25 protein-coding genes, 3 tRNA genes and 1 pseudogene are annotated in these 23697 nt (G+C 50.3%); 7 read left to right on the top strand and 22 right to left on the bottom strand.

The window, feature by feature from the left end:
- Nucleotides 1–155 precede the first annotated feature (155 nt).
- The 4 genes from SK51_RS24965 to SK51_RS12940 form a co-directional block, all read right to left on the bottom strand.
- Nucleotides 156–410 carry a hypothetical protein gene (locus tag SK51_RS24965; protein WP_053072949.1) on the bottom strand — a complete coding sequence of 85 codons (255 nt, stop codon included), beginning with the start codon at nt 408–410 and terminating at the stop codon, nt 156–158.
- Nucleotides 411–421: 11 nt separating this feature from the next.
- Nucleotides 422–1060: a DUF2971 domain-containing protein gene (locus SK51_RS12950; RefSeq protein WP_053072948.1), complete on the bottom strand. Its 639-nt coding sequence runs from the start codon at nt 1058–1060 to the stop codon at nt 422–424.
- 436 nt (nt 1061–1496) lie between these two features.
- Nucleotides 1497–2306: a hypothetical protein gene (locus SK51_RS12945; RefSeq protein ID WP_230679791.1), complete on the bottom strand. Its 810-nt coding sequence runs from the start codon at nt 2304–2306 to the stop codon at nt 1497–1499.
- A gap of 213 nt (nt 2307–2519) precedes the next feature.
- Nucleotides 2520–3386, bottom strand: a complete 867-nt coding sequence (locus tag SK51_RS12940; protein WP_230679790.1) for a DUF1214 domain-containing protein — start codon at nt 3384–3386, stop codon at nt 2520–2522.
- A gap of 342 nt (nt 3387–3728) precedes the next feature.
- On the opposite strand from SK51_RS12940, the gene SK51_RS12935 reads away from it, so the two are divergent.
- Entirely contained in the window at nt 3729–4970 is a 1242-nt protein-coding gene (locus SK51_RS12935) for an SEL1-like repeat protein (RefSeq protein ID WP_048206743.1), read from the top strand.
- A gap of 157 nt (nt 4971–5127) precedes the next feature.
- Here the strand turns inward: SK51_RS12935 and SK51_RS12930 are convergent, their stop codons facing one another.
- The 10 genes and pseudogenes from SK51_RS12930 to uvrY form a co-directional block, all read right to left on the bottom strand.
- Nucleotides 5128–5487: a helix-turn-helix domain-containing protein gene (locus SK51_RS12930; protein ID WP_048206742.1), complete on the bottom strand. Its 360-nt coding sequence runs from the start codon at nt 5485–5487 to the stop codon at nt 5128–5130.
- 4 nt (nt 5488–5491) lie between these two features.
- Nucleotides 5492–5755 (bottom strand): annotated as a pseudogene (locus tag SK51_RS12925) (type II toxin-antitoxin system HigB family toxin).
- A complete protein-coding gene (locus SK51_RS12920) occupies nt 5725–6114 on the bottom strand; it encodes a RepB family plasmid replication initiator protein (RefSeq protein ID WP_053072947.1) in 390 nt (129 codons plus the stop codon). The pseudogene SK51_RS12925 and the gene SK51_RS12920 overlap by 31 nt, the downstream one beginning before the upstream one ends.
- Nucleotides 6115–6654: 540 nt before the next feature.
- On the bottom strand, nt 6655–7113 hold the full coding sequence (locus SK51_RS12915; protein WP_048206741.1) for a hypothetical protein: 459 nt from the start codon (nt 7111–7113) through the stop codon (nt 6655–6657).
- Between the two features lie 444 nt (nt 7114–7557).
- Nucleotides 7558–7644: transfer RNA gene (locus tag SK51_RS12910), tRNA-Leu, on the bottom strand.
- Between the two features lie 11 nt (nt 7645–7655).
- Nucleotides 7656–7729, bottom strand: a tRNA-Cys gene (locus tag SK51_RS12905).
- Nucleotides 7730–7780: 51 nt separating this feature from the next.
- Nucleotides 7781–7856 (bottom strand) — tRNA-Gly (locus SK51_RS12900).
- A 163-nt stretch (nt 7857–8019) separates the two neighbouring features.
- Entirely contained in the window at nt 8020–8568 is a 549-nt protein-coding gene (pgsA, locus tag SK51_RS12895) for a CDP-diacylglycerol--glycerol-3-phosphate 3-phosphatidyltransferase (protein WP_003859652.1), read from the bottom strand.
- A 56-nt stretch (nt 8569–8624) separates the two neighbouring features.
- Entirely contained in the window at nt 8625–10457 is a 1833-nt protein-coding gene (gene uvrC / locus SK51_RS12890) for an excinuclease ABC subunit UvrC (protein WP_022648536.1), read from the bottom strand.
- Complete coding sequence (gene uvrY, locus SK51_RS12885) at nt 10454–11110, bottom strand: UvrY/SirA/GacA family response regulator transcription factor (protein WP_017384478.1); 657 nt, start codon at nt 11108–11110, stop codon at nt 10454–10456. The genes uvrC and uvrY overlap by 4 nt, the downstream gene beginning before the upstream one ends.
- A gap of 398 nt (nt 11111–11508) precedes the next feature.
- Between uvrY and SK51_RS25775 the strand changes: the two genes are divergently transcribed.
- Complete coding sequence (locus SK51_RS25775; protein ID WP_418235935.1) at nt 11509–11589, top strand: hypothetical protein; 81 nt, start codon at nt 11509–11511, stop codon at nt 11587–11589.
- Nucleotides 11576–11800 (top strand): DUF2594 family protein, encoded by a 225-nt coding sequence (locus tag SK51_RS12880; RefSeq protein WP_003859644.1) that lies wholly within the window; start codon nt 11576–11578, stop codon nt 11798–11800. The genes SK51_RS25775 and SK51_RS12880 overlap by 14 nt, the downstream gene beginning before the upstream one ends.
- Before the next feature lie 64 nt (nt 11801–11864).
- Here the strand turns inward: SK51_RS12880 and sdiA are convergent, their stop codons facing one another.
- The 8 genes from sdiA to SK51_RS12840 all read right to left on the bottom strand — a co-directional run bounded on the left by sdiA (nt 11865) and on the right by SK51_RS12840 (nt 19356).
- On the bottom strand, nt 11865–12587 hold the full coding sequence (gene sdiA / locus SK51_RS12875) for a quorum-sensing transcriptional regulator SdiA (RefSeq protein ID WP_032622448.1): 723 nt from the start codon (nt 12585–12587) through the stop codon (nt 11865–11867).
- A gap of 223 nt (nt 12588–12810) precedes the next feature.
- On the bottom strand, nt 12811–13563 hold the full coding sequence (tcyN, locus tag SK51_RS12870; protein WP_023306513.1) for an L-cystine ABC transporter ATP-binding protein TcyN: 753 nt from the start codon (nt 13561–13563) through the stop codon (nt 12811–12813).
- Nucleotides 13560–14228 (bottom strand): cystine ABC transporter permease, encoded by a 669-nt coding sequence (gene tcyL / locus SK51_RS12865; RefSeq protein ID WP_022648540.1) that lies wholly within the window; start codon nt 14226–14228, stop codon nt 13560–13562. Before tcyL ends, tcyN begins: the two co-directional genes overlap by 4 nt.
- 21 nt (nt 14229–14249) lie before the next feature.
- Nucleotides 14250–15236, bottom strand: coding sequence for a D-cysteine desulfhydrase (dcyD, locus tag SK51_RS12860; RefSeq protein WP_023306514.1), 987 nt, complete (start codon nt 15234–15236; stop codon nt 14250–14252).
- Between the two features lie 103 nt (nt 15237–15339).
- A complete protein-coding gene (gene tcyJ / locus SK51_RS12855) occupies nt 15340–16140 on the bottom strand; it encodes a cystine ABC transporter substrate-binding protein (protein WP_023300481.1) in 801 nt (266 codons plus the stop codon).
- Between the two features lie 86 nt (nt 16141–16226).
- Entirely contained in the window at nt 16227–16778 is a 552-nt protein-coding gene (gene fliZ / locus SK51_RS12850) for a flagella biosynthesis regulatory protein FliZ (protein WP_023300482.1), read from the bottom strand.
- Nucleotides 16779–16832: 54 nt separating this feature from the next.
- A complete protein-coding gene (locus SK51_RS12845) occupies nt 16833–17552 on the bottom strand; it encodes an RNA polymerase sigma factor FliA (RefSeq protein ID WP_003859623.1) in 720 nt (239 codons plus the stop codon).
- 163 nt (nt 17553–17715) lie between these two features.
- Nucleotides 17716–19356 (bottom strand): FliC/FljB family flagellin, encoded by a 1641-nt coding sequence (locus tag SK51_RS12840; protein ID WP_022648544.1) that lies wholly within the window; start codon nt 19354–19356, stop codon nt 17716–17718.
- A 268-nt stretch (nt 19357–19624) separates the two neighbouring features.
- Here SK51_RS12840 and fliD point away from each other — a divergent pair, with 268 nt between their 5' ends.
- The 4 genes from fliD (at nt 19625) to amyA (ending at nt 23435) form a co-directional block, all read left to right on the top strand.
- A complete protein-coding gene (gene fliD / locus SK51_RS12835) occupies nt 19625–21037 on the top strand; it encodes a flagellar filament capping protein FliD (RefSeq protein ID WP_023306515.1) in 1413 nt (470 codons plus the stop codon).
- A 30-nt stretch (nt 21038–21067) separates the two neighbouring features.
- The gene (fliS, locus tag SK51_RS12830) at nt 21068–21478 is read left to right on the top strand and encodes a flagellar export chaperone FliS (protein ID WP_023306516.1); all 411 of its coding nucleotides are present in this window, start codon (nt 21068–21070) and stop codon (nt 21476–21478) included.
- The gene (gene fliT, locus SK51_RS12825; protein WP_006811148.1) at nt 21478–21849 is read left to right on the top strand and encodes a flagella biosynthesis regulatory protein FliT; all 372 of its coding nucleotides are present in this window, start codon (nt 21478–21480) and stop codon (nt 21847–21849) included. Before fliS ends, fliT begins: the two co-directional genes overlap by 1 nt.
- 98 nt (nt 21850–21947) lie before the next feature.
- Nucleotides 21948–23435, top strand: coding sequence for an alpha-amylase (gene amyA, locus SK51_RS12820; protein WP_023306517.1), 1488 nt, complete (start codon nt 21948–21950; stop codon nt 23433–23435).
- Nucleotides 23436–23697: the final 262 nt, after the last annotated feature.

Genomic DNA, 23697 nt, shown 5'->3' with positions numbered 1-23697 from the left:
TAAGAATAATATGTGAATAAAAAGGGGGTTGTTGCGGGGGGGCTTGGCCGGGGCGGGAGATTGTTTATGGGGATTAATTGTTAATAGTAGAATTTCCGCTCTGTGCTAGGAGCGGAAGTTCGTTATCGAGGCTGTGCAATGTTGCATGACCATAATTAAGATATGACCTCAAAAACCAGTTCCCTTTGTGCGGTAAGCTTGGCGCGCTTTATGGTTGCATTTGGGTACTTTTGAGTTAACGCCATTATGGTAGGTAGTTCTGAGTTATCGAATTGATGCCCTAAAATAACGGATATTAATTCATTGATATGAAACCCATAGTCACTATAAAGACCATCTTCATGGCTTTTCTTAATTGTCGAAACTCGCCATTCTTTCTCATATGCCCAATTTGTTGTTTTTATGCGCATAAGTTCCTCAGTCAGGTACTTTGTTGCCATCGTATATTGCGAGATGCTAACTCAGCTAATCCCTCGGCGCTGTAGATTAAGGGTTTGGTGTCAGTATAGTTGATAGGGTTTGCCAACAGCCAAACGCTATCCAACTCATCCAAGCACTCAAACTCTAGAACAAGACCTTTATAACCATCGGCATAGTGATTCCACATGGGGATAATGTCCGGCTCTTCCGATACGCAAATCACTCTTTTTTTATCAAGCGTATTTAACCAATGCTCTTTCAGCTCCTGCAGTGCAGACAGTGCATCTGTTATTTGGACGGCTGCGCTCATCATATTTACAAGGTGCTGATTCATTTCCGAAGAAATACCTAAAGGGAAGCTCTTTCTCATGCCTTGAAATATTTCTATGATGCCGGGTTCGAGTTCGTCGAGATTATCTCTAGGGTTTTGAAATTCATGGATTAACTTCTGAGCAAAGGCAGTCGAGACTTGTTGTTCAGACACTTCAGGGAAAAGCTCTCTTGGTACGTCGAAAGGATCATTCAAAAGAGAGGGAGAACTCCACCGTAGCGTCGAATTTTTAAGCACAATCTTTGCAGTACTTAATGGCATGTACTTGAAGAATGATTGCCGTTCATGTTGCCGATTTTCTGAACGCATTTGAAGTTCCTGTGGTACCCAGCCGAGTTTCTATAGCTTCTCAAATTTTACAGTGGTAATCATCGCAATTTCTTAAATGACCTGCTCCCCGTTGACTCACACAGAATGCTGTTAGCTATGTCCGCAGATCGCTCAGAGCAGACCTTTAGCTCAGTTACCTGGTCCGCTTCGTGCCATAAGCGGAAGTTCAGGGTCTCAATTTCAACAAACCGATGAAGAGTCCCTGTCAGGACTTGTTTGCTCAGAGAAAAACACTAGTATCAATCAGGCAGTGGATCCCCCTGTGCGGTGGGGCGTTCAGTGAACTCCGTTTTAAGGTCACGCGGGCTATACGCTAACTGACGTAAGCTCACCGGGAGGCACCCGGCACTGCACCTTCACTCCTGATTTTAGCTGGACGGTTCGGAGCAAAACTTCACTTATTCAGTTATTTATCTCAGAACTGATATTTGTATGCCAGCAGCAGGCGTTTGTCTGCATTATCAATATAGGTGTTATTGTCCTGAATGTAGGTCATCGCCCGGAATGAGTGGTGTTGATTGATGGAGTAGCCCATCCCCACGCCACCAAAGTAGCCTTTGTAATTCTCACCATTATCATTTTCTGAACCATAAGAACCACCCAGAAAGGCCATCAGACGCAGACTTTCCGTTACGGGTTTCAGAACAAATGCCCCAAGATAGCCACTACCACCTGAAATATTGGTTGGTGCAAAACCGTTCTCAGGTGAGGGGGCTCCATTGAAGCCAGCCTGCTCACACGCGCTGTGTTTATCCTTCTGGCACTCAACCGCCTCACCCGTGTTATAGGTATAGCCCGCCATCGGAAATATCTGGAACCCGGCAGGCTCAATGCCGAAGTAGCTCAGGGGCAAAAATGTACCAACTGAATAGTTGGTTTGCGACGCGCCGTTGGAGAAATCATTCTTCCCGATATTAAAATTGAAAATACCGATGGGGAATAACCAGGAGCCACCGACTCGCCATTCAGAGGCGTCGCTATTGATACGGGCATTGAGCTTACGGGCAGGGTCAAGCGCCAGTGAGCCAGAAAATGTGACGTCACTGTCATTAAAATCATAGTTATCTGACCAGGCCACACCAACCTGAGTGGTGACTTTCGTTGGGTCATCGTCTGATTTTTCACGTTCTGTTTTTACATTCCCTGTTTGTGCCAGTAATACGCCCGGTACGGTTCCCGCAAAAAGTATCAGAAGCTGTAGATATTTTGTATTCATGAAAATCATCCCGGTTTATGGTTATGCACATAACCTGTCTGTCAGCATACATATGCTCAAAGTAAGTTAAGCAGTAAGTGGGATATTTTATTATTATCAACTGGTTATTTTCACTGACAGGGAGAATGACTGGAACAAAAAAGCCCCACGCGTGAACGCAGGGCTTAGTGTTGGCGCTTCTCAGTGATAAATCACACCTGTTACAGGTGTATGCCTTAAATTCTACTGACTGGTTTTAATCAGGTCATCCGGAACCCAGGTCTGGTCGTAGAAACCATCCTCAGTACCATAAAGGCGCAGGGCTACCAGGAAGTTACGATTCGGTACGGTTTTGATAAAGGCATTATCAGCCACGCCCTCTGGTTTATTCGGCCCGAACCACAAATCGATAGAACCATCACTGTTCTTCGGAATGTTGTAGTAACCATTGGTGGAAGGCAGTAACTGGTCAGTTTCCGGCATGGTGCCATCGGTGATGTTATAGGCGGTTACCGCCCAGAACAGCGCCGCAGGTGGATTTGCCGGCAAATGGAGTTTATAGGTATTGCTGCCATCAAGGAACTTACCGTCTTTATCTTTGGTCGCGAACGGATATTTAGAACCTGCGCCGGTGGTGTGCATCACCATTGCTGCCGCGCTGGAGTAAGCAATCTGGAAGAAGGCCGCACGCTGGTTTTCGTCCAGCGTTCCGTACTGCATCCACTCGGCAGTGGCACCGGCCCAGGAGGTTTCCCACTGGCGATCTTTGTAATAGAGCTGGCGCTGATCGTCACGTCCCACCTGACGACGGGCCAGGATCATGCGGGGTGCAGCCTCAACGGCTTTCTTCAGCATTTCCTGCTGCTTTGCTGTTGGATTGAACGGCTTGCCTTTCACCATACCGATACTCAGCAGAGCACTACGGGTTTCATCCGGGATAGCTGTCAGAGGCTCATAATCAACAAAGTCCTTCAGCTTCGTCCAGTAGTTGCTGTCGGTCGGATACATCATGTTAATGCGTTTGCCGCTCGCATCCGGGAACTGCATCGGCTTAACTTCTTTTTCCACATCCCAGAGCGGATAAACACGGGTGGTTTCTGCATTCTTCACGGCCGGAGCCGGATCAGGCTTACCATCGCCTTTGCCCATAATGGTACGGAAGAACAGGAAAACGTTATAGGTTGGTGATTTGAACGTGTAGTAACCCTGAGGTACCGGACTTGAATGTCATCTACAAGCCAGTGAAAATGGGAGAAGAACTGTGGCTTATGGCGTATACTTACAGGCTTTTAGCATACGAGACCTTCAGCGTTGCTTGTGTTTGAGGTCAATGATAAAACGAAAGATTCTTAGAATTGATATGTAGATTACCCCTTTAATTTGAAAGGATAAAATTTAACATATTGATATATCTCTCGGCGGCATCCCCATTACTAAGTTAAAGAGATTTTAATGAAGAGAATTAATTATAAAATGCTTTTAATATTACTCCTCTTATCTGGGAATAATACGGCTTATGCATCGGAGAAGATCTCCGCGCTTGAAGAGGATGCATCGAGAGGCGACGTCGAGGCTCAAACTAGCTTAGGTATTATTTATTTAAATGGTGATGGTGTTGAAAAGGATTATTCTAAAGCCAAATTATGGCTTGAAAAAGCTGCTGGGCATAACAATCAGAACGCCCTATATTCTCTAGGAGTCATATATTCATTTGGTTATGGAGTTCAACAGGATTACGATAAAGCTATCGAATTGTTTAAAAAATCAGGGGCTGGGTATAAAGGTAATGCTTACCAAAACCTCGCAGTCATATATGAAAAAGGCTTAGCTGGTTCTGTAGACCCCGTTCTTGCCAGGAAATATTATCAATTGGGTGCTGATGCAGGGAACGAAGTTTCAGAATTAAAGATGGGCTGGTTCTATGAAAATGGCCTTGGGGTAAAGAAGAACACCAAAAAGGCTTTTGAATACTATAAAAAGTCTGCTATTCAAGGTAATGCCGAATCTGGATATCATTTAGGGCGAATGTATGATGACGGTATAGGCGTAAAGCGCGACGATTCACTAGCGGTGAGGTGGTATAAAACATCAGCAGATCTCGGCAACGTTGGGGCGATGGTCAATCTTGGGGTGATGTTAACTGATGGTGAAGGAACCTCAAAAGACTACTCGCAAGCTAAATACTATTTAGAGCAAGCTGTAAATAAAGGGTCACCTTATGGGATGGCTAGCCTTGGTTATTTATACCTAAATGGTCTGGGTGTGAAAAAAGACCTATACAAAGCAAGTAAATTATATAGCGATGGATGTGATAAAGGGAGTGATGAAGCTTGCAAATATTTATCGGAAATGAAGTCGAATGGGCTTTATCGTTTGCATGATGAAACATCAGTGACCAAACCGAATAGCCAACGCTTAATTGCAAAATCTTTAGATAACAATGTCAATGCTACGTTTACATGGCAAGGCGATAAAGCAGTTTTTAAGGCAAATGATGGAATGGTTGATTGTACATTCTTAAAAGATTTCTCCGGGAAAGACGGTGTATTGGCGACCTCCTTTGTGTGTACAAGTAATGTCCAAATAATCTTGAAGCAGTTTAAAAAGACAAAGAACGCTTACATTGCGGTTATGACTGATAACTTTAAAACAGAGGTTAACACCTTCTCTGTTTACGTCAGCGTTACTAAATAAGTGGATTAATACCCTCAATAATGAAATCCACCAACTGCGGGACAAAGCTGTCTCCATTTCCACAGGGGGTGTAGAAACTGCCCTCATATGGAAATCAGGTAAGGTTTAACATGCGGATTGTGGAAAGCAGGCCGATTTGACGGCCTGCCTTTGTGAATTACGTCCCGATCAGGCTTTCCAGTGGTATACCAAATTGGTCATGCAGACGGCGAATCATTGGTAAGGTGAGGTTACGCTTTCCGTTCAATACCTCATAGACCCGGTTAGATTTGCCTATAGCGGGCTCCAGGTCTTTCACTGTCAAACCTTGCTGGTCCATGCGGAATTTAATGGCTTCAATCGGATCAGGTGCTTCGATGGGGTAGTGCTTTTTCTCATACTCTTCGATGAGCAGACACATCACCTCAAAGAAATCTCCCTCGGGGCTGTTCAGCTCAGGCTCTATATCAAACATAGGTGAATCCGCCAGCAGTGCGGCTTCGTAGTCCTGTTCAGTTCTGATTGGTTTAATCTGCATAGTGTTACTCCAGTTCAACCGTTTCAGCGTTAATCTTGTCATATTCGCGGTAAGTCCCGACGAGCTTAACGAACATCCATCCTCGCTGATACGCTATTGCGACGATTAGCCGGTAGTCATTTCCTTTTATGTTGAATACCACACGCCTGTTTTTCAAAATGCTGGCGCTACGGTACTGTTCTTTAATCTCTGCCGGGTTGTTTCAGCTGGCCTTGCTCGCTTCATCAACCCAAGCCTTTAGCGGTTGTAGGATCGCTGAATCATCCAGGGGTAGGCAACAGAACCCTTCTCATCGCCGGAATCCTCTTCCGTCATATAGAGCACCACTTCACGGGAAGCAAAGCCATTCACGTCCTTGCGAATATCTTTGCTGGCTTCCGCTGAGGGCAAATCATACATCTGCGCATATTCGCTGACGGTAAACTCGAACGCGACGGTGGGCGTTGCGCCGTTACGTGACGCGTTTCGAAGGCGGCCCACCACAATCAGCAGGATCCTTTTCTGATCCCGCGTCAGGTTATACGTCGCTTCTGTAATTTCATTCGACTGCGCCAGCATACGGGCGACAGGAGTCTGCGCTTCGATAGCGCCTATGGCGAGCATAGAAATGTCAGACGAGTTGTGCATAACGGGTCTTTTTCATGACGGAATGGCCTCTTTGTTGGGTAAAAGAAAGACCGGATACTTCAGTTTAGACCGGCACTGTTTTCAAGGGGGAGATCACTGAATCTTAACCTGACTGGTCAGGACGTTAGCTATGTTGGGCGTTTCACAGATAAGGCGATAAACGAGCCAGGACGTGTCGTTGTTGCTGAGATTTATCACAGCGTCCTTACTGCGAGCGATTTTCAGCCAGCGGCGGAGATCGAAGAAGTTATCTGGTATCCCACTGACGGTTCTGAATCTCTGCTACTGGCACCGTTAACGGAAAATCATCTGATGCCTCTGGTGGCAATGCTGCACCAGAATTATTCAGAATCTCTTAGGGAAGGAGACAAGGCCACTAATCAGCAATGAATGTTAATTCCAACTGAATTTGAATGTCCGCTATTCGCTCTCAACGGACCTTCAGCTCAGCTGGGTGGTCCGCTCAGTGCCAGGATCTTAAGAACATGATGGATTGTAAAAAAGCAGTTATCACCCCAATCTTACCTGAAGCCCCTAATGCTACTCAATCCCCATGGTCAACGTATTAAATTCACCTGGACCCAGTACCCGAGCATCAAGTGTTATGTACACCTCGTTGTAAAGGCATCCAGACTTTTCAAGGTTGTCTTTCCCTTCCACCCTCAATAGAAGACCCAATTTCCGATCAATAAACGTTCTAACCTTGGCTCGTTCATCAACAGAGAGGACATAGAATCCGCTACCCGAAATTCCCGTGGTGCGTTCGTCGATGGTCGTTCCTATTGCACCAGAAAGAAGAATGTTAGTACCGTAGGCTTTAAATAAACAGTCTGTCCATCCAGCGTTGATAGTCGAATCCTTACACATCTTGGATTTCTTAAACTGCTGATATATTAGAAGCCCCTCCTTATCCAGCCTTTCGCACTTATCAGCGATACCTTTGCCTGGATAGATGGCGCAGGATAGAAGTAGAGTTGTACTGAGTAAACGCCATCTCATTTATAGGCACCACCGTGGTTGATACTGCGTGAGTAGTATCAACCATAACATCATTCGGCAAAAGTGTTGTGGTCAATACCTTATCTTTCCTCAATTCGTACATCCGTTTGTCAAACTTCCGCTCCTCGCTCTCAGCGGACATTTAGCTTTGGCATTTCGAAAACAGGGAATTCACAACTATTCACTCAGTTTCAGAATCGTCAAACGCATCAAAACAGCACGGAACTGAATCAGACCAGAACCGTACCGGAACTACTGGACAGCCCCCCTGTTCTCTATGTTTGAGGAAAAACGAGTGAAGTGGCATTACCGTGCGTGAGAAGGCACTTCATTGCCCCCCGTGAGCACAGGATATGCACAGGGCGTGAATTGCAGGTACAAAAAAACCACCCGAAGGTGGTTTCACGACACTGCTTATTGCTTTGATTATTCTACTTTTTCCCATGGTAGCCGGAGTGGGACTTGAACCCACACAGCGCGAACGCCGAGGGATTTTAAATCCCTTGTGTCTACCGATTCCACCATCCGGCCAGGGAAGAAAGTGGAGGCGCGTTCCGGAGTCGAACCGGACTAGACGGATTTGCAATCCGCTACATAACCGCTTTGCTAACGCGCCTTAAATCTTTTGTCTTTCGACCTGCACCCGCAAACTGCCGATGCATTAATCTGGAGCGGGAAACGAGACTCGAACTCGCGACCCCGACCTTGGCAAGGTCGTGCTCTACCAACTGAGCTATTCCCGCATGTTATCAAGTAACTATTTAACGACTTGCTAAGCACTTGATTTCATTATCGTCCGGCTTACTGTGCCGCCGTTCGATGCGTTGCATTCTACTGATATGACGTTATGAGTCAACGTTATTTTTTGCATCTCAGGATCGTTTGCTGAAAATTAAGCCGAAACGATCACTGTTCAAGCAAATCACCGCGCGCAGCGTTCAAGTATTGCAACATTGACCACAATGTCAGCACCGCCGCAACCCACAGCAGACCAATGCCGGCCCACTCTACCCAAGCATTCGGACGCCACAGCATCCACACCAGCGCCGCCATCTGCGCAGTGGTTTTAACTTTACCGATCCAGGACACCGCCACGCTGCTGCGTTTACCCAGCTCCGCCATCCACTCGCGCAGGGCAGAGATAATAATCTCACGGCCAATCATGGTCGCGGCAGGCAGCGTCACCCACCAGGTATGATAATGTTCCGCCACCAGCACCATCGCGATTGCCACCATCACCTTATCCGCAACCGGATCGAGGAACGCGCCAAAGCGGGTACTCTGGTTCCAGCGACGCGCCAGATAACCGTCAAACCAGTCCGTCACGGCGGCAATCAGGAAAATAAGCGCACAGGCAAAAGGCGCCCAGACGACCGGCAGGTAAAATGCCAGGACGAAGAACGGAATGAGCACAACGCGAAAGAGAGTAAGCAACGTAGGGATATTAAATCGCATGATGACGGTAACTGTCTGTTGTCAGTAAAATTTAGCTCTATGTTGCTACAGAGCCCTCAATGTTTCAACGAGTAGTAGATCTTTTCTGCCAGCCCTTGCGAAATACCCGGCACTTTTGCAATTTCTTCCATACTGGCGTTGAGTAATCCTTGCAATCCGCCCATATACTTCAACAGCATCTGGCGACGTTTTGGCCCGACGCCTTCAATCGTCTCAAGGGTACTGGTATTTTTCACTTTCGCCCGTTTTTTGCGGTGTCCGCTAATGGCATGATCGTGCGACTCATCTCGGATGTGCTGGATCACGTGCAGTGCAGGGGAATCTGGCGGCAGGCTAAAGCCCTCGCCTTCCGGCTCAAAGAACAGCGTTTCCAGGCCAGCCTTACGATCTGCCCCTTTCGCTACCCCTAGCAGCAGCGGATGGTTCTTATCCCACTCCACGTCGAGCGATTCGAATACCGCCTTCGCCTGCCCCAACTGCCCTTTCCCGCCGTCGATAAGGATAACGTCCGGGATTTTGCTCTCTTCAATCGCTTTACCATAGCGACGGCGCAGCACCTGGTTCATGGCGGCATAATCGTCACCGGGCGTAATGCCGGTGATGTTATAGCGACGATACTCTGCCCGCAGTGGTCCATTGGCATCAAAGACCACACACGACGCCACGGTCTGCTCACCCATCGTATGGCTGATGTCGAAGCATTCCATGCGTTTCACTTCCGGCAGCTTGAGCAGCGCAGCAAGCGCGGTTAAACGTTGGCTGACGGTCGATTGCTGGGAAAGTTTGGTGGTCAGCGCCGTGGCGGCATTGGTTCGCGCCAGCTTCAGATAACGCGCACGATCGCCGCGCGGTTTCGTCTGGACATTCACCCGGCGACCTGCCAGCTCTGAAAGTGAGTCCGCCAGCAGGGTTTTATCGTCCAGCGTGAAGTCAAGCAGGATCTCCGAGGGCAGCGTACGCATCTGGCTGCCCTGCAAATAAAACTGGCCGACAAAGGTCTCCACCACTTCACCCATCTCAGTCCCGCCCGGCACTTTCGGGAAGTAACTGCGGCTGCCGAGCACTTTGCCCTGACGAATAAACAGCACGTGAACGCAGGCCAGGCCGGCGTCAAAGGCAACGCCGATGACATCGAGGTCGTCGCCCGTATTGGAAACAAACTGCTTCTCGGTCACCCTGCGCACCGCCTGGATCTGGTCGCGGATGCGTGCGGCCTCCTCAAATTCCAGCGCCGCGCTGGCTTTTTCCATGCGGGTAATCAGTTGCGTCAGCACCTGATCGTCTTTCCCGGCTAAAAACAGGCGGACATATTCCACCTGCTGCGCGTACTCTTCTTCGCTCACCAGCCCTTCAACGCATGGTCCCAGGCAGCGGCCAATCTGATATTGCAGGCATGGCCGGGAGCGGTTGCGATAAACGCTGTTTTCGCACTGGCGAACAGGGAAGATTTTTTGCAAAAGCGCCAGCGTTTCCCGCACGGCATAACCATTCGGGAAGGGGCCGAAATATTCACCTTTCGCATGCTTAGCGCCACGATGCATCGCCAGCCGCGGGTGCGTGTCGCCGCTCAGGAAGATAAACGGATAGGACTTGTCATCACGCAGCAGAACGTTGTAGCGCGGCTGATACAACTTAATGTAGTTGTGCTCAAGGAGCAGCGCTTCCGTTTCCGTGTGCGTTACGGTGACATCAATGTTGTGTATAAGTGCGACCAGCGCTTCGGTTTTACGGGAGGCAAGGTTGCTGCGGAAATAACTTGAAAGGCGTTTCTTCAGATCTTTCGCCTTACCGACATAGATAACCGTACCGCCAGCATCGTACATCCGGTAGACGCCTGGCTGGCTGGTGACGGTTTTCAGAAATGCTTTTGAATCGAACGCTTCACTCACTGACTTATTAACGACTCCGCATTGCACAAACCATGGCGAATGGCCAGGTGAGTCAGTTCGACATCACCGTGAATGTTCAGTTTACTGAACATCCGATAGCGATAGCTGTTGACCGTTTTCGGGCTGAGATTCAACTGCTCAGAAATCTCATTCACCTTCTGACCTTTAGTGATCATCAGCATAATCTGCAATTCGCGCTCAGACAAACTGGCAAACGGAGATTCCGTTTTTTCCGGTTCAATCTGACTCAACGCCATCTGTTGAGCAATATCAGAAGCGATATAGCGCTGCCCTGCGTGAACGGTGCGGATCGCATTGACGACTTCCTGCGGTGCAGCACCTTTACTGAGATACCCCGCAGCCCCCGCCTGCATGACCCTGGCGGGCAGCGGATTTTCGGTATGGACGGTCAGCATGATGACTTTGGTATCAACGAACATGCGCGCGATTTTGCGCGTGGCTTCAAGCCCGCCAATACCGGGCATGTTCATATCCATCAGCACCACGTCTGCGGAGTTCGCGCGACACCATTTGACGGCATCTTCGCCACAGCACGCCTCGCCGGCAACTTTAATACCCTTTATATCTTCAAGAATGCGTCGTATCCCTGCGCGCACCAGTTCGTGGTCATCAACAAGAAGGACGTTGATCAAAGGAAATGTCTCCAGAATAGGGATAACGCTACTGACTGCTAATTGGGTTTATATTAACGGTTTTCCATGCAAGATTAAAACGCTAAAAAATCGGCTATACGATTCGGGTCTCGTTTTTGGAAATTAGGCTGTACAGTAAGTGGAAAGAAAACCCATGTGTACTGGGCTTTACCGCTATTTTTTTAGCACCAGCATTCAAAAAGCCACCAAAACATTTGTTAACGTAAACTAAAAAATGCTCTCATTTTTTTGTAACAACAATTAACGGATGGCGTACCGGCGATAAACATTTAATTGTCGCTAACATATTGGGCAGATTACCTTCATAATCCGCACGGGCCAATAATCAATACGCGTAAAAGTATAAAAAACAACCACTGCATTTTTTGCCGCAGCTTGTGGTATACTCCGCCGCCTTAACTTTCATCGTCGCGCTCATGCGCTGTTTTATAATGAGGAAAATAAATGAGCACACCTGAATTTGCCACTGCCGAGAATAACCAGGAACTGGCACAGGAAGTAAACTGCCTGAAGTCGCTGCTGACGCTTATGCTACAGGCGATGGGCCAGGCTGATGCTGGACGTGTGATCATTAAAATGGAAAAACAGATCGCGCAGATGGAAGATCAGGCGGAATCCGCTGTTTTTGCCAATACAGTTAAGCAAATTAAACAAGCCTACCGCCAGTAACAAAAAAGGCTGGATGCAGTGCATTCAGCCTTTTCCTCGTCTGACACGCAGAACGTGATATCAGTCAAATAAGCCCAGTCGCCGCGGCATAACACGCTATCTGGATCTTATTCGGCGCGTTGAATTTCTTCTGCATATTCTTCTGATGGAAGTTGACGGTATTTTCCGAGATGGAAAGAATGATGGCGATTTCTGCCGACGTCTTCCCTTCTGCGGTCCACTTCAGAATTTCCCGTTCACGCTTGCTGAATTTCATTTCCGGCGGCATCACCGTCTCATGTTCAAAGCGCAACAGTGTAGTGAGCGCCATCTGAACCAGCATTTGTAAACGCAGCTCAATTTCTTCACTGGATATCGAGTGTGCCTGTAAGCTAGTACATGACACGGAGAGGAAGCCGAGCGCATGATTTGGCAGCATCAGACACTGGGTTATTCCCTTACGTAAACCGTGGTCCCGCGCGCCGTCCCATAATTGCTGGGCATCCGTGAATAATTCATCCGTCCAGGGCAAATGACCCTGAATGAAATTCTCCGGCTTCAGTACCGGGTCAATGGCGAAATAATTCTCGGATTGATATTGCGCCATCCATTGTTGCGGATAACTGGAATGGACGGATGTTCGCGGGCGGGTAAATGGCACAGGGTGTCGAACACAAAGCGCATAATAATCGAATTCAAGCGCCTGCGTTTGTCGCTGAAGTTCCTGATATACCTCGTCAGCACAGGTCATTTCCTGAAACCGGAGGACGCATTCCCGTCGCCAGGTGAAAAAGTCTATATCCCTCATACTTGCCGAATGAAGCCTCTGATAAAGATAATCATTATTATGGTGAATATAACCTAACACATAAAGCAGGATCATTTATATAAAATATCGACCACAGACGGATTATCTTTAATTTGGCGATGGCTTATCCACATCGGGTGGAATAAAAAATCAACAAAACTGAATTTATGGGAGGATAATTTGCTCCAGAAGTGACATCTGGAGCAAATTGAGCGTGAAAATGCTACTGCATTAAGAATTTTTCAAGGAACTGGCGGGTTCGAGGCTGCTGAGGATTGGCAAACAGCGCCTTAGCTGGCCCCTGCTCTACTATTCGCCCCTGATCCATGAAAATTGCCCGATCGGCAACGTCGCGAGCGAAGCTCATTTCATGCGTCACAATCACCATCGTGCGTTTTTCCTGCGCCAGCTGTCGGATAGTGTTAAGCACTTCCCCGACCAGCTCAGGATCGAGTGCGGATGTGGGTTCGTCGAACAGGATCACATCCGGGCGCATCGCCAGCGCGCGCGCAATGGCGACACGCTGCTGCTGCCCGCCAGATAACCGACGCGGATAGCTCGTCTCCTTCCCGGCCAGGCCAACCTTTGCCAGCAGCTCGCGGGCGCGGGCCGTCGCGTCTTCCTTTGGTTCACCCTTTACGATGACCGGGCCTTCAATAATATTTTCCAGCACCGTACGGTGCGGAAAGAGATTAAAGCTCTGGAATACGAAGCCAACATGCTGACGCAGGCGGCGAATCAGCCCTTTTTGCTGGCTGATGGGTTTCCCGGTATCAATGGTGATATCGCCCACGCGGATCGTCCCGCCTTCAGGCTGCTCAAGCAAATTAATGCTGCGCAACAGCGTGGTTTTCCCTGACCCACTCGGGCCGATAATTGCCACCACTTCGCCCTGCTCAACCTCAAGGTCGATGCCGTGCAGCACCGTTTGCCCGTGGAATTTTTTCACCAGGTTTTTGACGTCAATTGCACTCATTTTGGATCTCGCTCCTGGCGGTTAAGCTGGTTTTCAAAATAGTTTTGCAGGGCGGACAGCACCGTCGCCATCACCCAGTAAATCAGCGAGGCCGCCAGATACATGGTAAACACTTCCAGCGTGCGCGAGGTGATCAGCTGCGCCTGACGGAACAGCTCCGGCACCTGAATGGTCGCCGCAAGCGAGGTGTCTTTCACCAGGCTGATAAAGCTGTTGCTCAGCGGAGGTAGCGCCACGCGCGCCGCCTGGGGCAGGATCGCCCGGCGCAGCGTCTGCCACGGGGTCATCCCGATACTGGCCGCCGCTTCCCACTGTCCTTTATCGATGGACGAGATCGCCGCACGCAGCGTTTCAGAGGTGTACGCCGCCGTATTCAGCGACAGGCCAATCATCGCCGCCGGGATCGGATCCAGCTCGATACCGAACTGGGGCAGCCCGTAGTAAATCATAAACAGCTGGGCGATAAGCGGCGTTCCGCGAAACACGGAGATGTAAAACCGCGCCAGCCACCGCACCGGCCAGACGTTCGACATGCGCATCAGTGCCAGCACAAACCCGAGCACCAGCCCGAAGAACATCCCGCCGATACTGAGCTGTAAAGTAAACACCGCGCCCTTAAGCAAGAACGGCAGCGAATCAATAACCAGTTGAATACTTTCTTGCATTATTATTTTTCTACCTGATTTTTAGACATGGGGATGATAGGCAAACAGCGCAGGCGCCCCGCCAGTATGAACAAACAAAATGGGTCCTTCATCCTTAAAGCGCTTGCGGGCGATACCGTCGATAAGGCCCGCCATCGCCTTACCGGTATAGACAGGGTCAAGCAGAATACCTTCGAGGCGGGCCAGCAGCTTAACGGCCTCCATCCCTTCATCATTGGGGGTGCCATAACCCGGCGCGAAGTAGTCATCCCACAGCAATATTTCCGCCTTCGCCTGAAGCGCAAGCTGTTCTGCCACCGCCTGTTGCAGGGTGACGACTTTCGGCTTTTGATCCGCAACGCTTCTGGAGACCGTCACGCCAATCAACTCTACGTCCGGCATCAGTTGCTCAAGCCCGACCGCTAAACCGGCATGGGTACCCGCGCTGCCGGACGCCACTACCACCGAGGACAAACTCACCGCGCCTTCGCACTGCTGGGCGATTTCCAGCGCGCTCTCAACATAGCCGAGGGCACCAAGCGCATTCGAGCCGCCAACCGGGATGACGTACGGACGAAAGCCCTGCGCTTCCAGGCGCGTCGCCAGTTCATCAAGCTGTGCAGCCGGGTCGGTCAACGCGTCAACCATTTCAACTTGGACGTTGAACAGATCCAGCATCAGGCGGTTACCGTTAGTCAGGTAATTCTCTGCCTGCGTGCCAATCGGGTTCTCCAGCAGGGCTACGCAGTGAAGGCCCAGCTTCGCCGCCACTGCCGCCGTCTGGCGAACGTGGTTAGACTGAATGGCCCCGGCGGTGACCAGCGTATCCGCGCCCTCGCGCAGGGCATCGGCGGCGAGAAATTCCAGCTTGCGCAGCTTATTCCCGCCCATCGCCATGGGCGTCACATCGTCACGCTTAATGAAAATATCGCGCCCCAGATAGTCAGAAAATCGCGGCAGATACTCCAGCGGCGTGGGTGCGCCGATAAATTCCAGACGGGGAAAGCGCGTTAAATTCTGTAGTGACATGGTTCCTCCGGTCACGCAAACAATTGTTATTTCATTATGCACGCAGACGCACGAGAAATAAAAAAGGCGCTTTTAAAAGCGCCTTTTTTTGTCGGTCAGAGACTTATTTCGTCACGTCTGCGCCGAACCACTTCTCAGAAAGCGCCTTCAGGCTGCCGTCTTTCTGCATTTCAGCAATGGCAGCATCAATGGCTTTCAGCAGATCTTCGTTACCTTTACGCACCGCCACGCCGGACTCCTGACGGGAGAATGCATCGCCCGCGACGGCCAGGGTATTGTTGGTTTTCTTCACCAGATCCAGCGCTGCCAGGCGGTCAACCAGAATGGCGTCGATACGGCCTACGCGCAGATCCTGGTATTTCGTCGGGTCATCATCATAGGTGCGGATGTCCACGCCCTGCACGTTCTGGCGCAGCCACTCTTCGTAGTTGGTGCCCAGACCGACGCCGACTTTCTTACCTTTCAGATCCGCGGCGGATTTGATGCTGCCTTCGTTACCTTTCTTCACCAGCGCCTGGATACCGGACACGGTGTACGGCGTAGAGAAGTCATACTTCTTCTTACGCTCGTCAGAAATGGTCACCTGGTTAATCACCACGTCGATACGTTTGGAATCCAGTGACGCCAGCATACCATCCCATTTGGTCGGTTTCAGGGAGGCTTTGACGCCGAGATGCTTGGCCAGCTCTTGCGCAAACTCCACTTCAAAACCGGTCAGCTTACCGTCGTCGCCCTGGAAGCTGAACGGAGGATAGGTTCCTTCCAGCCCAACCAGCAGCGTGCCGCGCTCTTTGACTTTGTTGAGCAGATTATCTGCCGCGAACGTTTTCACGCTCATCCCCGCGACCAGCGCAACGGCCATCATCCCCATCAGCGCCTGACGACCCAGAACTGCTAATTTCATAAGTACTCCGATACAGTGGAATTTTTGAGTAGTGTAGAGAAATCGCCTGCAACGTCAAAGGCGGCTGCGCTACATCTTATTCTTTTTTAATATATATCAGAAGTTGTTCCGGCGTGGACTTTCTGCTTTATGACGCCCGGCATCTGGACTTTATATTGCGCGTACTTTCGCAGCGCGATGCGGTAATTGTTGGTACTGGTGGCGGGCAGCCAGGGCTCCAGATTTTCATCCAGGTATCCGGTCGTCAGCAGATCGCGGGAGATATTTTGCATGGTCAAATGCTGACCCAGGCGGCGCAGGCGAACCACGTATTCACGCACGGTGCCGTGACTCATCTCCGTTTGTTCAAACAGGAACTGCTTGAAGCCGATAATATCGAAGAAGTCGCTTTGCTCTTTGCAGTGGAGATCGCCACAGAAACGGCAAAGCGCTACCCACTCTTTTTGCTCTTCAAGCCAGGCGGCTTCATCCATCAGCGTGTCGAGGCGGGAAATCGCAATCTTATTCACGATTTCACCGCGACGAACCAGCGTGATGCGGTCGAGTAATTTTTTACAGTGGGCGCAATGCGTCTGGCTGTGTTTAAAGTCTTTCAGGTAGCGGCTTAAAGGCCGTCTTTTAGATTGCTGCACCGTCATGATAACTCCTGGTTGTCAATACGTTGTGCGGCATTTCCAAGGCGAATGACTCACCTATAACTTACCCAGTTTTGTGCGCAGGCGTTTAATGGCCTGGCTGTGCAGCTGGCTCACCCGTGACTCGCCCACCTCCAGCACGGCGCCAATCTCTTTGAGATTGAGCTCTTCCTGGTAATAGAGGGTTAACACCAGTTGCTCACGTTCCGGTAAAGCTTCAATCGCTTCCATCACGCGCTGGCGTAAATTCCCTTCCAGTAAGTGGTGTAACGGGTTTTCTTGCTGATGTTCATCCGTCACCAGCTCGATGCTATCGCCATGCTCTTCGCGCCACTCATCATAAGAGAAGAGTTGGCTGTTATTAGTATCGAGCAACATCTGGCGATACTCTTCAACAGGAATGCCCAGACGCTCCGCCACTTCGGTTTCCGTCGCGTTGCGCCCCAGTTCCTGTTCCAGCTGCCCCATCGCATGCGCCACTTCGCGCGCGTTGCGGCGAACGCTGCGCGGCACCCAGTCGCGGCTGCGCAGCTCGTCCAGCATCGCACCACGAATACGCTGCACTGCGTAAGTCGTAAATGCCGTTCCTTGCAGAGCGTCGTACCGGTCAACTGCATTCAATAACCCGATACCGCCCGCCTGTAGCAGATCGTCCAGTTCCACGCTCGCCGGCAAACGCACCTGGAGGCGCAATGCTTCGTGACGCACCAGCGGAACATAACGCTGCCACAGCGAGTGTTTATCCATTACACCTTCAGCGGTATAGAGTGAATTCACGATAAACAGCCCTGCGTTAGTTGAGTTATCGGCATGATTATCCGATTCTGGAGGGGTTTTAATCGGGTGAATAGTGGGTGAAATGAGGGGTTATTTGGGGGGTTACGCGTAAATGCGGACAGAAAAAACCCCGCCGAAGCGGGGTTTAAGCGTAATCAGGCGATTAGCCTTGCAGCAGAGACAGAACCTGCTGAGGAACCTGGTTAGCCTTGGCCAACACGGAGTTACCAGCCTGCTGGATTATCTGCGCTTTAGACATATTTGACACTTCGGTCGCATAGTCGGCGTCCTGAATACGGGACTGCGCTTCAGACAGGTTGGTGGTGGTGTTGTTCAGGTTGGTTACCGCAGAGCTCAGACGGTTCTGTACCGCACCCAGAGAAGAACGGAATTTATCGATGGAGCTGATAGCGTCGTCCAAGGCTTTCAGTGGGTCAGTAGTGGCAGTAGTAGCAGTCTGAGCGTCAGTGGTGATCTTACCATTCGCATCTTTGTGCGCAACCTTGCCAGAACCATTGGTGATAGAGCCATCAGTCTGAACAAAATAAGTAGCTGTATTTGTGGTGGTTAATGCAGCGTTGTTATCAACATACACATCCGCAGCACCGTTTTTAACCGCACCGGCGTTGTCAACGGCATAGCCGGTAGATGTTGTATAACCTGCTGCAGCAGCACCGCTCTGCAGTTTGTCAGCGCTGATAGAGGCATTAGTAACATCGATAGTACCAGCCGTACCGCCTGCCAGAGTCAGGGTTTCGCCAGATGCAGTGGTAATAGAAGAAGCAATCGCAGTACCACCGCCGTTAGCCTGCAGACCAGCCAGTGTTGCAACTGGTGGGGTACCCGCGCTGTTTTTGGTCAGGTTGCCGGTAGTATCCAGATACAGAGCAGCACCATCATCTTTAGCGGTTAAAGTACCGTCTTTAGCAATGATGACGTCTTGTTTAGTTGTACCGATAGTAACGGTAGCTGAGGTAGTGTCGCCCGCAGATGGGTTCAGGTAGCTCAGAACCTGTGCAGAGGTCGCGCCTGTTACACCGAAAGTAAACTTGTCGTTTGCTTTATCGTAGGTGTAGGTATTTGCTGCTCCTGAGAGACCATCAGCAACAGTGCCAGCACTGAGGACAGTGTCACCATTTGCCAGGCTACCTAATACATCTGCAGAAGATGCAGCTTTAAATCCTGCAGAACCTGTGTACGTATTACCAGCCAGGGTAAAGCCAGCAGCGGTCATATCGGCTGCAGTTGCAACTGCGTTGGCTACGCCACCTTTACCGTTAACGTTAAAACCGGACAGTTTCAGAGTATTAGAGTCTATTTGTTTCAGGTCGATGGTGATGGTCTGGCCATCGTTCGCGCCAACCTGAATTTTCATGGAGCCGTCTTTTGCCAGCACGTTCACGCCGTTGAACTGGGTCTGACCAGATACGCGGTCAATTTCGTCCAGACGGGATTTGATTTCATCCTGAATTGAGTCCAGGTCAGACTGGGAGTTAGTACCGGTAGAAGACTGAACGGTCAGCTCACGAATACGCTGTAAGTTGTTGTTGATTTCAGACAGTGCGCCTTCAGTAGTCTGTGCAACAGAGATGCCGTCGTTAGCGTTACGTGCAGCCTGAGTCAGACCTTTGATGTTGGAGGTGAAGCGGTTAGCAATCGCCTGGCCAGCAGCATCATCTTTTGCGCTGTTGATACGCAGACCAGATGACAGACGCTCAATGGCGGTAGACATTGAAGACTGGTTCTTGTTGATGTTGTTCTGAGTGATCAGCGAGAGGCTGTTGGTATTAATGACTTGTGCCATGATTACGTTTCCTGTTGTTCATCAAATCTGTGGGTTAGATTTGGGTTTCCACCCTTCGGCTTCATCGCCGTCAATGGTGTTATCGTCTGGTCCAAACCAACCTTTAGATTTTTTTTCAGGATCGCGTTAATTTTTTTAGCCACGGAAATACTCTTCTCCAATAGCGTTATTCTCGCCATTAAAAATTTGAACCTAACCGTAAACTTTCCTGAGTTGAGGCCGATAACCCCACTATTCGTTCTACATGTCGTTACATTAAGGAATAAATATGGCAAGTATTTCTACGTTGGGAGTCGGATCAGGTTTGCAGTTAGGCGACATTCTGGACAGTCTGACCGCTGCACAAAAAGCACAACTGACGCCGATCTCTAAGCAGCAAACTTCCTATACAGCAAAACTTAGTGCTTACGGCACGCTGAAAAGTGCATTGGAATCCTTCCAGACGGCAAATACTGCACTTAGCAAAGCCGATCTCTTTACAGCGACTACCACCGCCAGCAGCAGCACATCCTTCAGTGCTACAACCAGCGGCAGCGCGATTGCGGGTAAATACACCATTAACGTATCGCAGCTTGCGCAGGCGCAAACCCTGACAACAGCTAAAACGCAAAGTGATAATAAAACGGCGATTGCGACAGCGGACAGCACCATCACCATTCAGCAAGGTGGTGACAAGAAACCTGTCACCATTAATATCAGTGCAGAAAACAGTTCTCTAACTGGTATCCGAGATGCGATCAACAAAGCGGATGCTGGCGTAAGTGCCAGTATTATTAACGTCGGTAATGGTGAGTATCGTCTGTCCATTACGTCGAAAGATACCGGTAAAGACAATGCCATGACTATTAGTGTCAGCGGCGATGCGGCACTTCAGTCCTTCATGGGCTACAACGGTAATAGCGCAGATACCGCTAACGGCATGATGGAAAGCGTTACGGCCCAAAATGCGCTATTGAAAGTTAATAACGTTGATATTGAAAACAGCAGCAATACAATCAGTGATGCGCTGGAAGATATCACTCTCAACCTGAACGACGTGACAACCGGTAATCAGACCTTAACGATCACTACCGATAACACTAAAGCGACCAAAGCGATAAACGACTGGGTGACGGCGTATAACTCCCTGCAAGATACTTTCAGCAGCCTCACAAAATATACTGCTGTGGATGCGGGTTCAGACGCTCAGAATACCAGCAACGGCGCGTTATTAGGCGACAGTACGCTACGCACTATTCAGACTCAGTTGAGAAGCGTGCTGAATAATCCTCACACCAGTTCCAATATCAAGACCCTGGCTCAAGCTGGCATCACTACCGACCCAAGCACCGGTAAACTGGAAGTGGATGATGACAAGCTTAGCGCGGCAATGAAAAACAGCGCGGCTGGTATCAAAGACCTGCTGATCGGTGACGGGAAAACATCCGGTATCACCACCACCGTTGGAACAAACCTCACAGGTTGGCTCTCCAGTACCGGCATCATTCAGGCTGCAAAAGATGGCGTCAGTAAAACCCTGAACAATTTAACCAAGCAATATAACGCGGCCAGCGAGCGTATCGACACCATGGTAGCGCGTTATAAAGAACAGTTTACGCAATTGGACGTCATGATGAACTCGTTGAACTCTACGAGCAGCTACCTTACACAACAGTTCGAAAATACGTCTTCCAACAAGTAGTAACAGATAATCAGACCCGAGGGGGATAACATGTACGGCGCAAAAGGCACGCAGGCCTACGCAAAGATAGAAGTTGAAAGCGCGGTGATGAGCGCCAGCCAGCAGCAGTTGGTTATCATGCTATTTGATGGTGCCCTCAGCGCGCTGGTACGCGCGCGTCTGTTCCTGGAAGACGGTAATATCCCTGCAAAAGGGTTGGCACTCTCCAAAGCGATTAATATCATCGAAAATGGCCTGAAGGTCGGATTGGATGAAGAGAGTAAAGACGAGTTAACACAAAACCTGATCGCTCTCTATGCCTATATGGTTCGTCGCCTGCTTCAGGCCAACCTTCGCAATGATGCCAGTGCCATCGAAGAGGTGGAGAATTTACTGCGCAATATTGCGGATGGCTGGAAGGAGGCAGCAGGTATACCAACTCTTGTCCAGGACGCCGTCTAATGAGTAACGCACCGCAACTTTATGCCCTTTATCAGCAACTCCTTGAGCAGAGCCAGTTGATGTTGCGACTGGCGCGGCAGGGACTATGGGATGATCTGATCATCTGTGAAACCGACTATGTTAATGCGGTGCACTCACTGGCTCGTCTCACTCAGGAAAGTGAACCTTCGATGCAGATTCAGGAGCAGCTTCGCCCGACGCTGCGGGTGATCCTGGACAACGAAGGCCAGGTAAAAACATTGCTGCAAGCCAGAATGGATGAGCTGGCGAAGCTGGTTGGGCAATCCTCCATCCAGAAAACCGTTCTCTCCACCTACGGTAATCAGGGCGGTCATGTCCTGGTTCCGCAAAGTAATAGCGATATTAATTAGCCATTTAACTGGCGGGCAAGCGTTAACCGTTTCGTTCGCCAGGCATTTCTGCCAAACCTGCTCCATACTTGAGTTTCGCGACCTCATGGAGATGGTGCATGCGCAACCCAACACTTTTACAATGTTTTCACTGGTACTACCCCACCGGCGGTGAATTGTGGCAAGAAGTCACGGCATTAGCCCCCAACCTGAACGAAATCGGCATCAATATGGTCTGGTTACCCCCGGCCTACAAAGGCGCATCCGGCGGCTATTCCGTCGGGTATGACTCTTATGACCTTTTCGACCTCGGTGAGTTTGACCAGAAAGGCAGCGTCGCCACCAAATACGGCGATAAAGCCCAACTGCTGGAGGCCATCAACGCCTTAAAAAGCAACCAGATTGCGGTGCTTCTGGACGTGGTGGTCAACCATAAAATGGGGGCCGATGAAAAGGAACCCGTCCGCGTGCAACGCGTGGATGCTCAGGATCGCACCCAAATCAGCGATGAGATCATCGAATGTGAAGCCTGGACGCGCTACACCTTCCCCGTTCGGGCCGGGCAGTATTCGCAGTTCATCTGGGATTACAAATGCTTTAGCGGTATCGACCACATTGAAAATCCCAGTGAGGACGGTATCTTCAAAATCGTTAACGACTACACCGGCGAAGGCTGGAACGATCAGGTCGACGACGAGATGGGCAATTTCGATTACCTGATGGGTGAAAATATTGATTTTCGCAACCACGCGGTGACGGAGGAGATCAAATACTGGGCGCGCTGGGTGATGGAGCAAACCCACTGCGACGGCTTCCGCCTGGACGCGGTAAAACACATTCCGGCCTGGTTCTATAAAGAGTGGATTGAACATGTCCAGGAGGTGGCCCCGCAGCCGCTATTTATTGTGGCGGAATACTGGTCTCACGAAGTGGATAAATTGCAGCAATACATCAATCAGGTGGACGGCAAAACCATGTTGTTTGACGCGCCGCTGCAAATGAAATTTCACGAAGCGTCACGCCAAGGACGCGACTACGATATGAGCCAGATTTTCACCGGTACGCTGGTGGAAGCCGATCCGTTCCATGCCGTAACGCTGGTGGCCAACCATGACACCCAGCCCTTGCAGGCGCTGGAAGCCCCGGTTGAAGCCTGGTTCAAACCGCTGGCCTACGCGCTCATCCTGCTGCGTGAAAACGGCGTGCCGAGCGTGTTCTACCCGGATCTTTTTGGCGCCAGCTATGACGACACTGGCGGGGATGGTGAGACGTATCACATTGATATGCCGGTGATTGAACAGCTCCACGAGCTGATCCTCGCCCGGCAGCGTTTTGCCCACGGCGTGCAAACCCTCTTTTTCGATCATCCAAACTGCATTGCGTTTAGCCGCAGCGGGACAGAGGAGCACCCGGGCTGTGTGGTGGTGCTGTCGAATGGTGATAACGGTGAGAAGACGATCTGCCTCGGCGAGAATTACGGCAATAAGACCTGGCGGGATTTTTTAGGCAACCGCGAGGAAACCGTGACCACGGCGGCGGATGGCGAAGGGACGTTCTTCTGTAACGGGGGAAGCGTCAGCGTCTGGGTGATTGAGGACGCGCTGTAGTACGGGATAGGTGCGGCCTGATGCCCTCACCCCGACCCTCTCCCACAGGGAGAGATATCCCCAGTAATTTGAAAGCAGAAGCAATAACGTTGCCTTCATAATAACTGAGGGCTTTCAGCGATGCCCTGGTCCGGCTGTAAATCGCCGAAGCGTTTCCGTAAGGCCGGGGCGAGGCGCAGGGAAGCGCCGAGAGGGCGTGGCTTGCATGGATGCAGGCTCATGCCCGACCCGATAGCCTGAAGGAAAAAGCTGAGGGTACCGC

The sequence above is a fragment of the Enterobacter sp. MGH85 genome (genome assembly GCF_001037655.1).
Lineage (GTDB): Bacteria > Pseudomonadota > Gammaproteobacteria > Enterobacterales > Enterobacteriaceae > Enterobacter > Enterobacter intestinihominis.
Note: the sequence above shows the minus strand (reverse complement) of the source record. Positions and strands in the feature narration are given on the sequence as shown.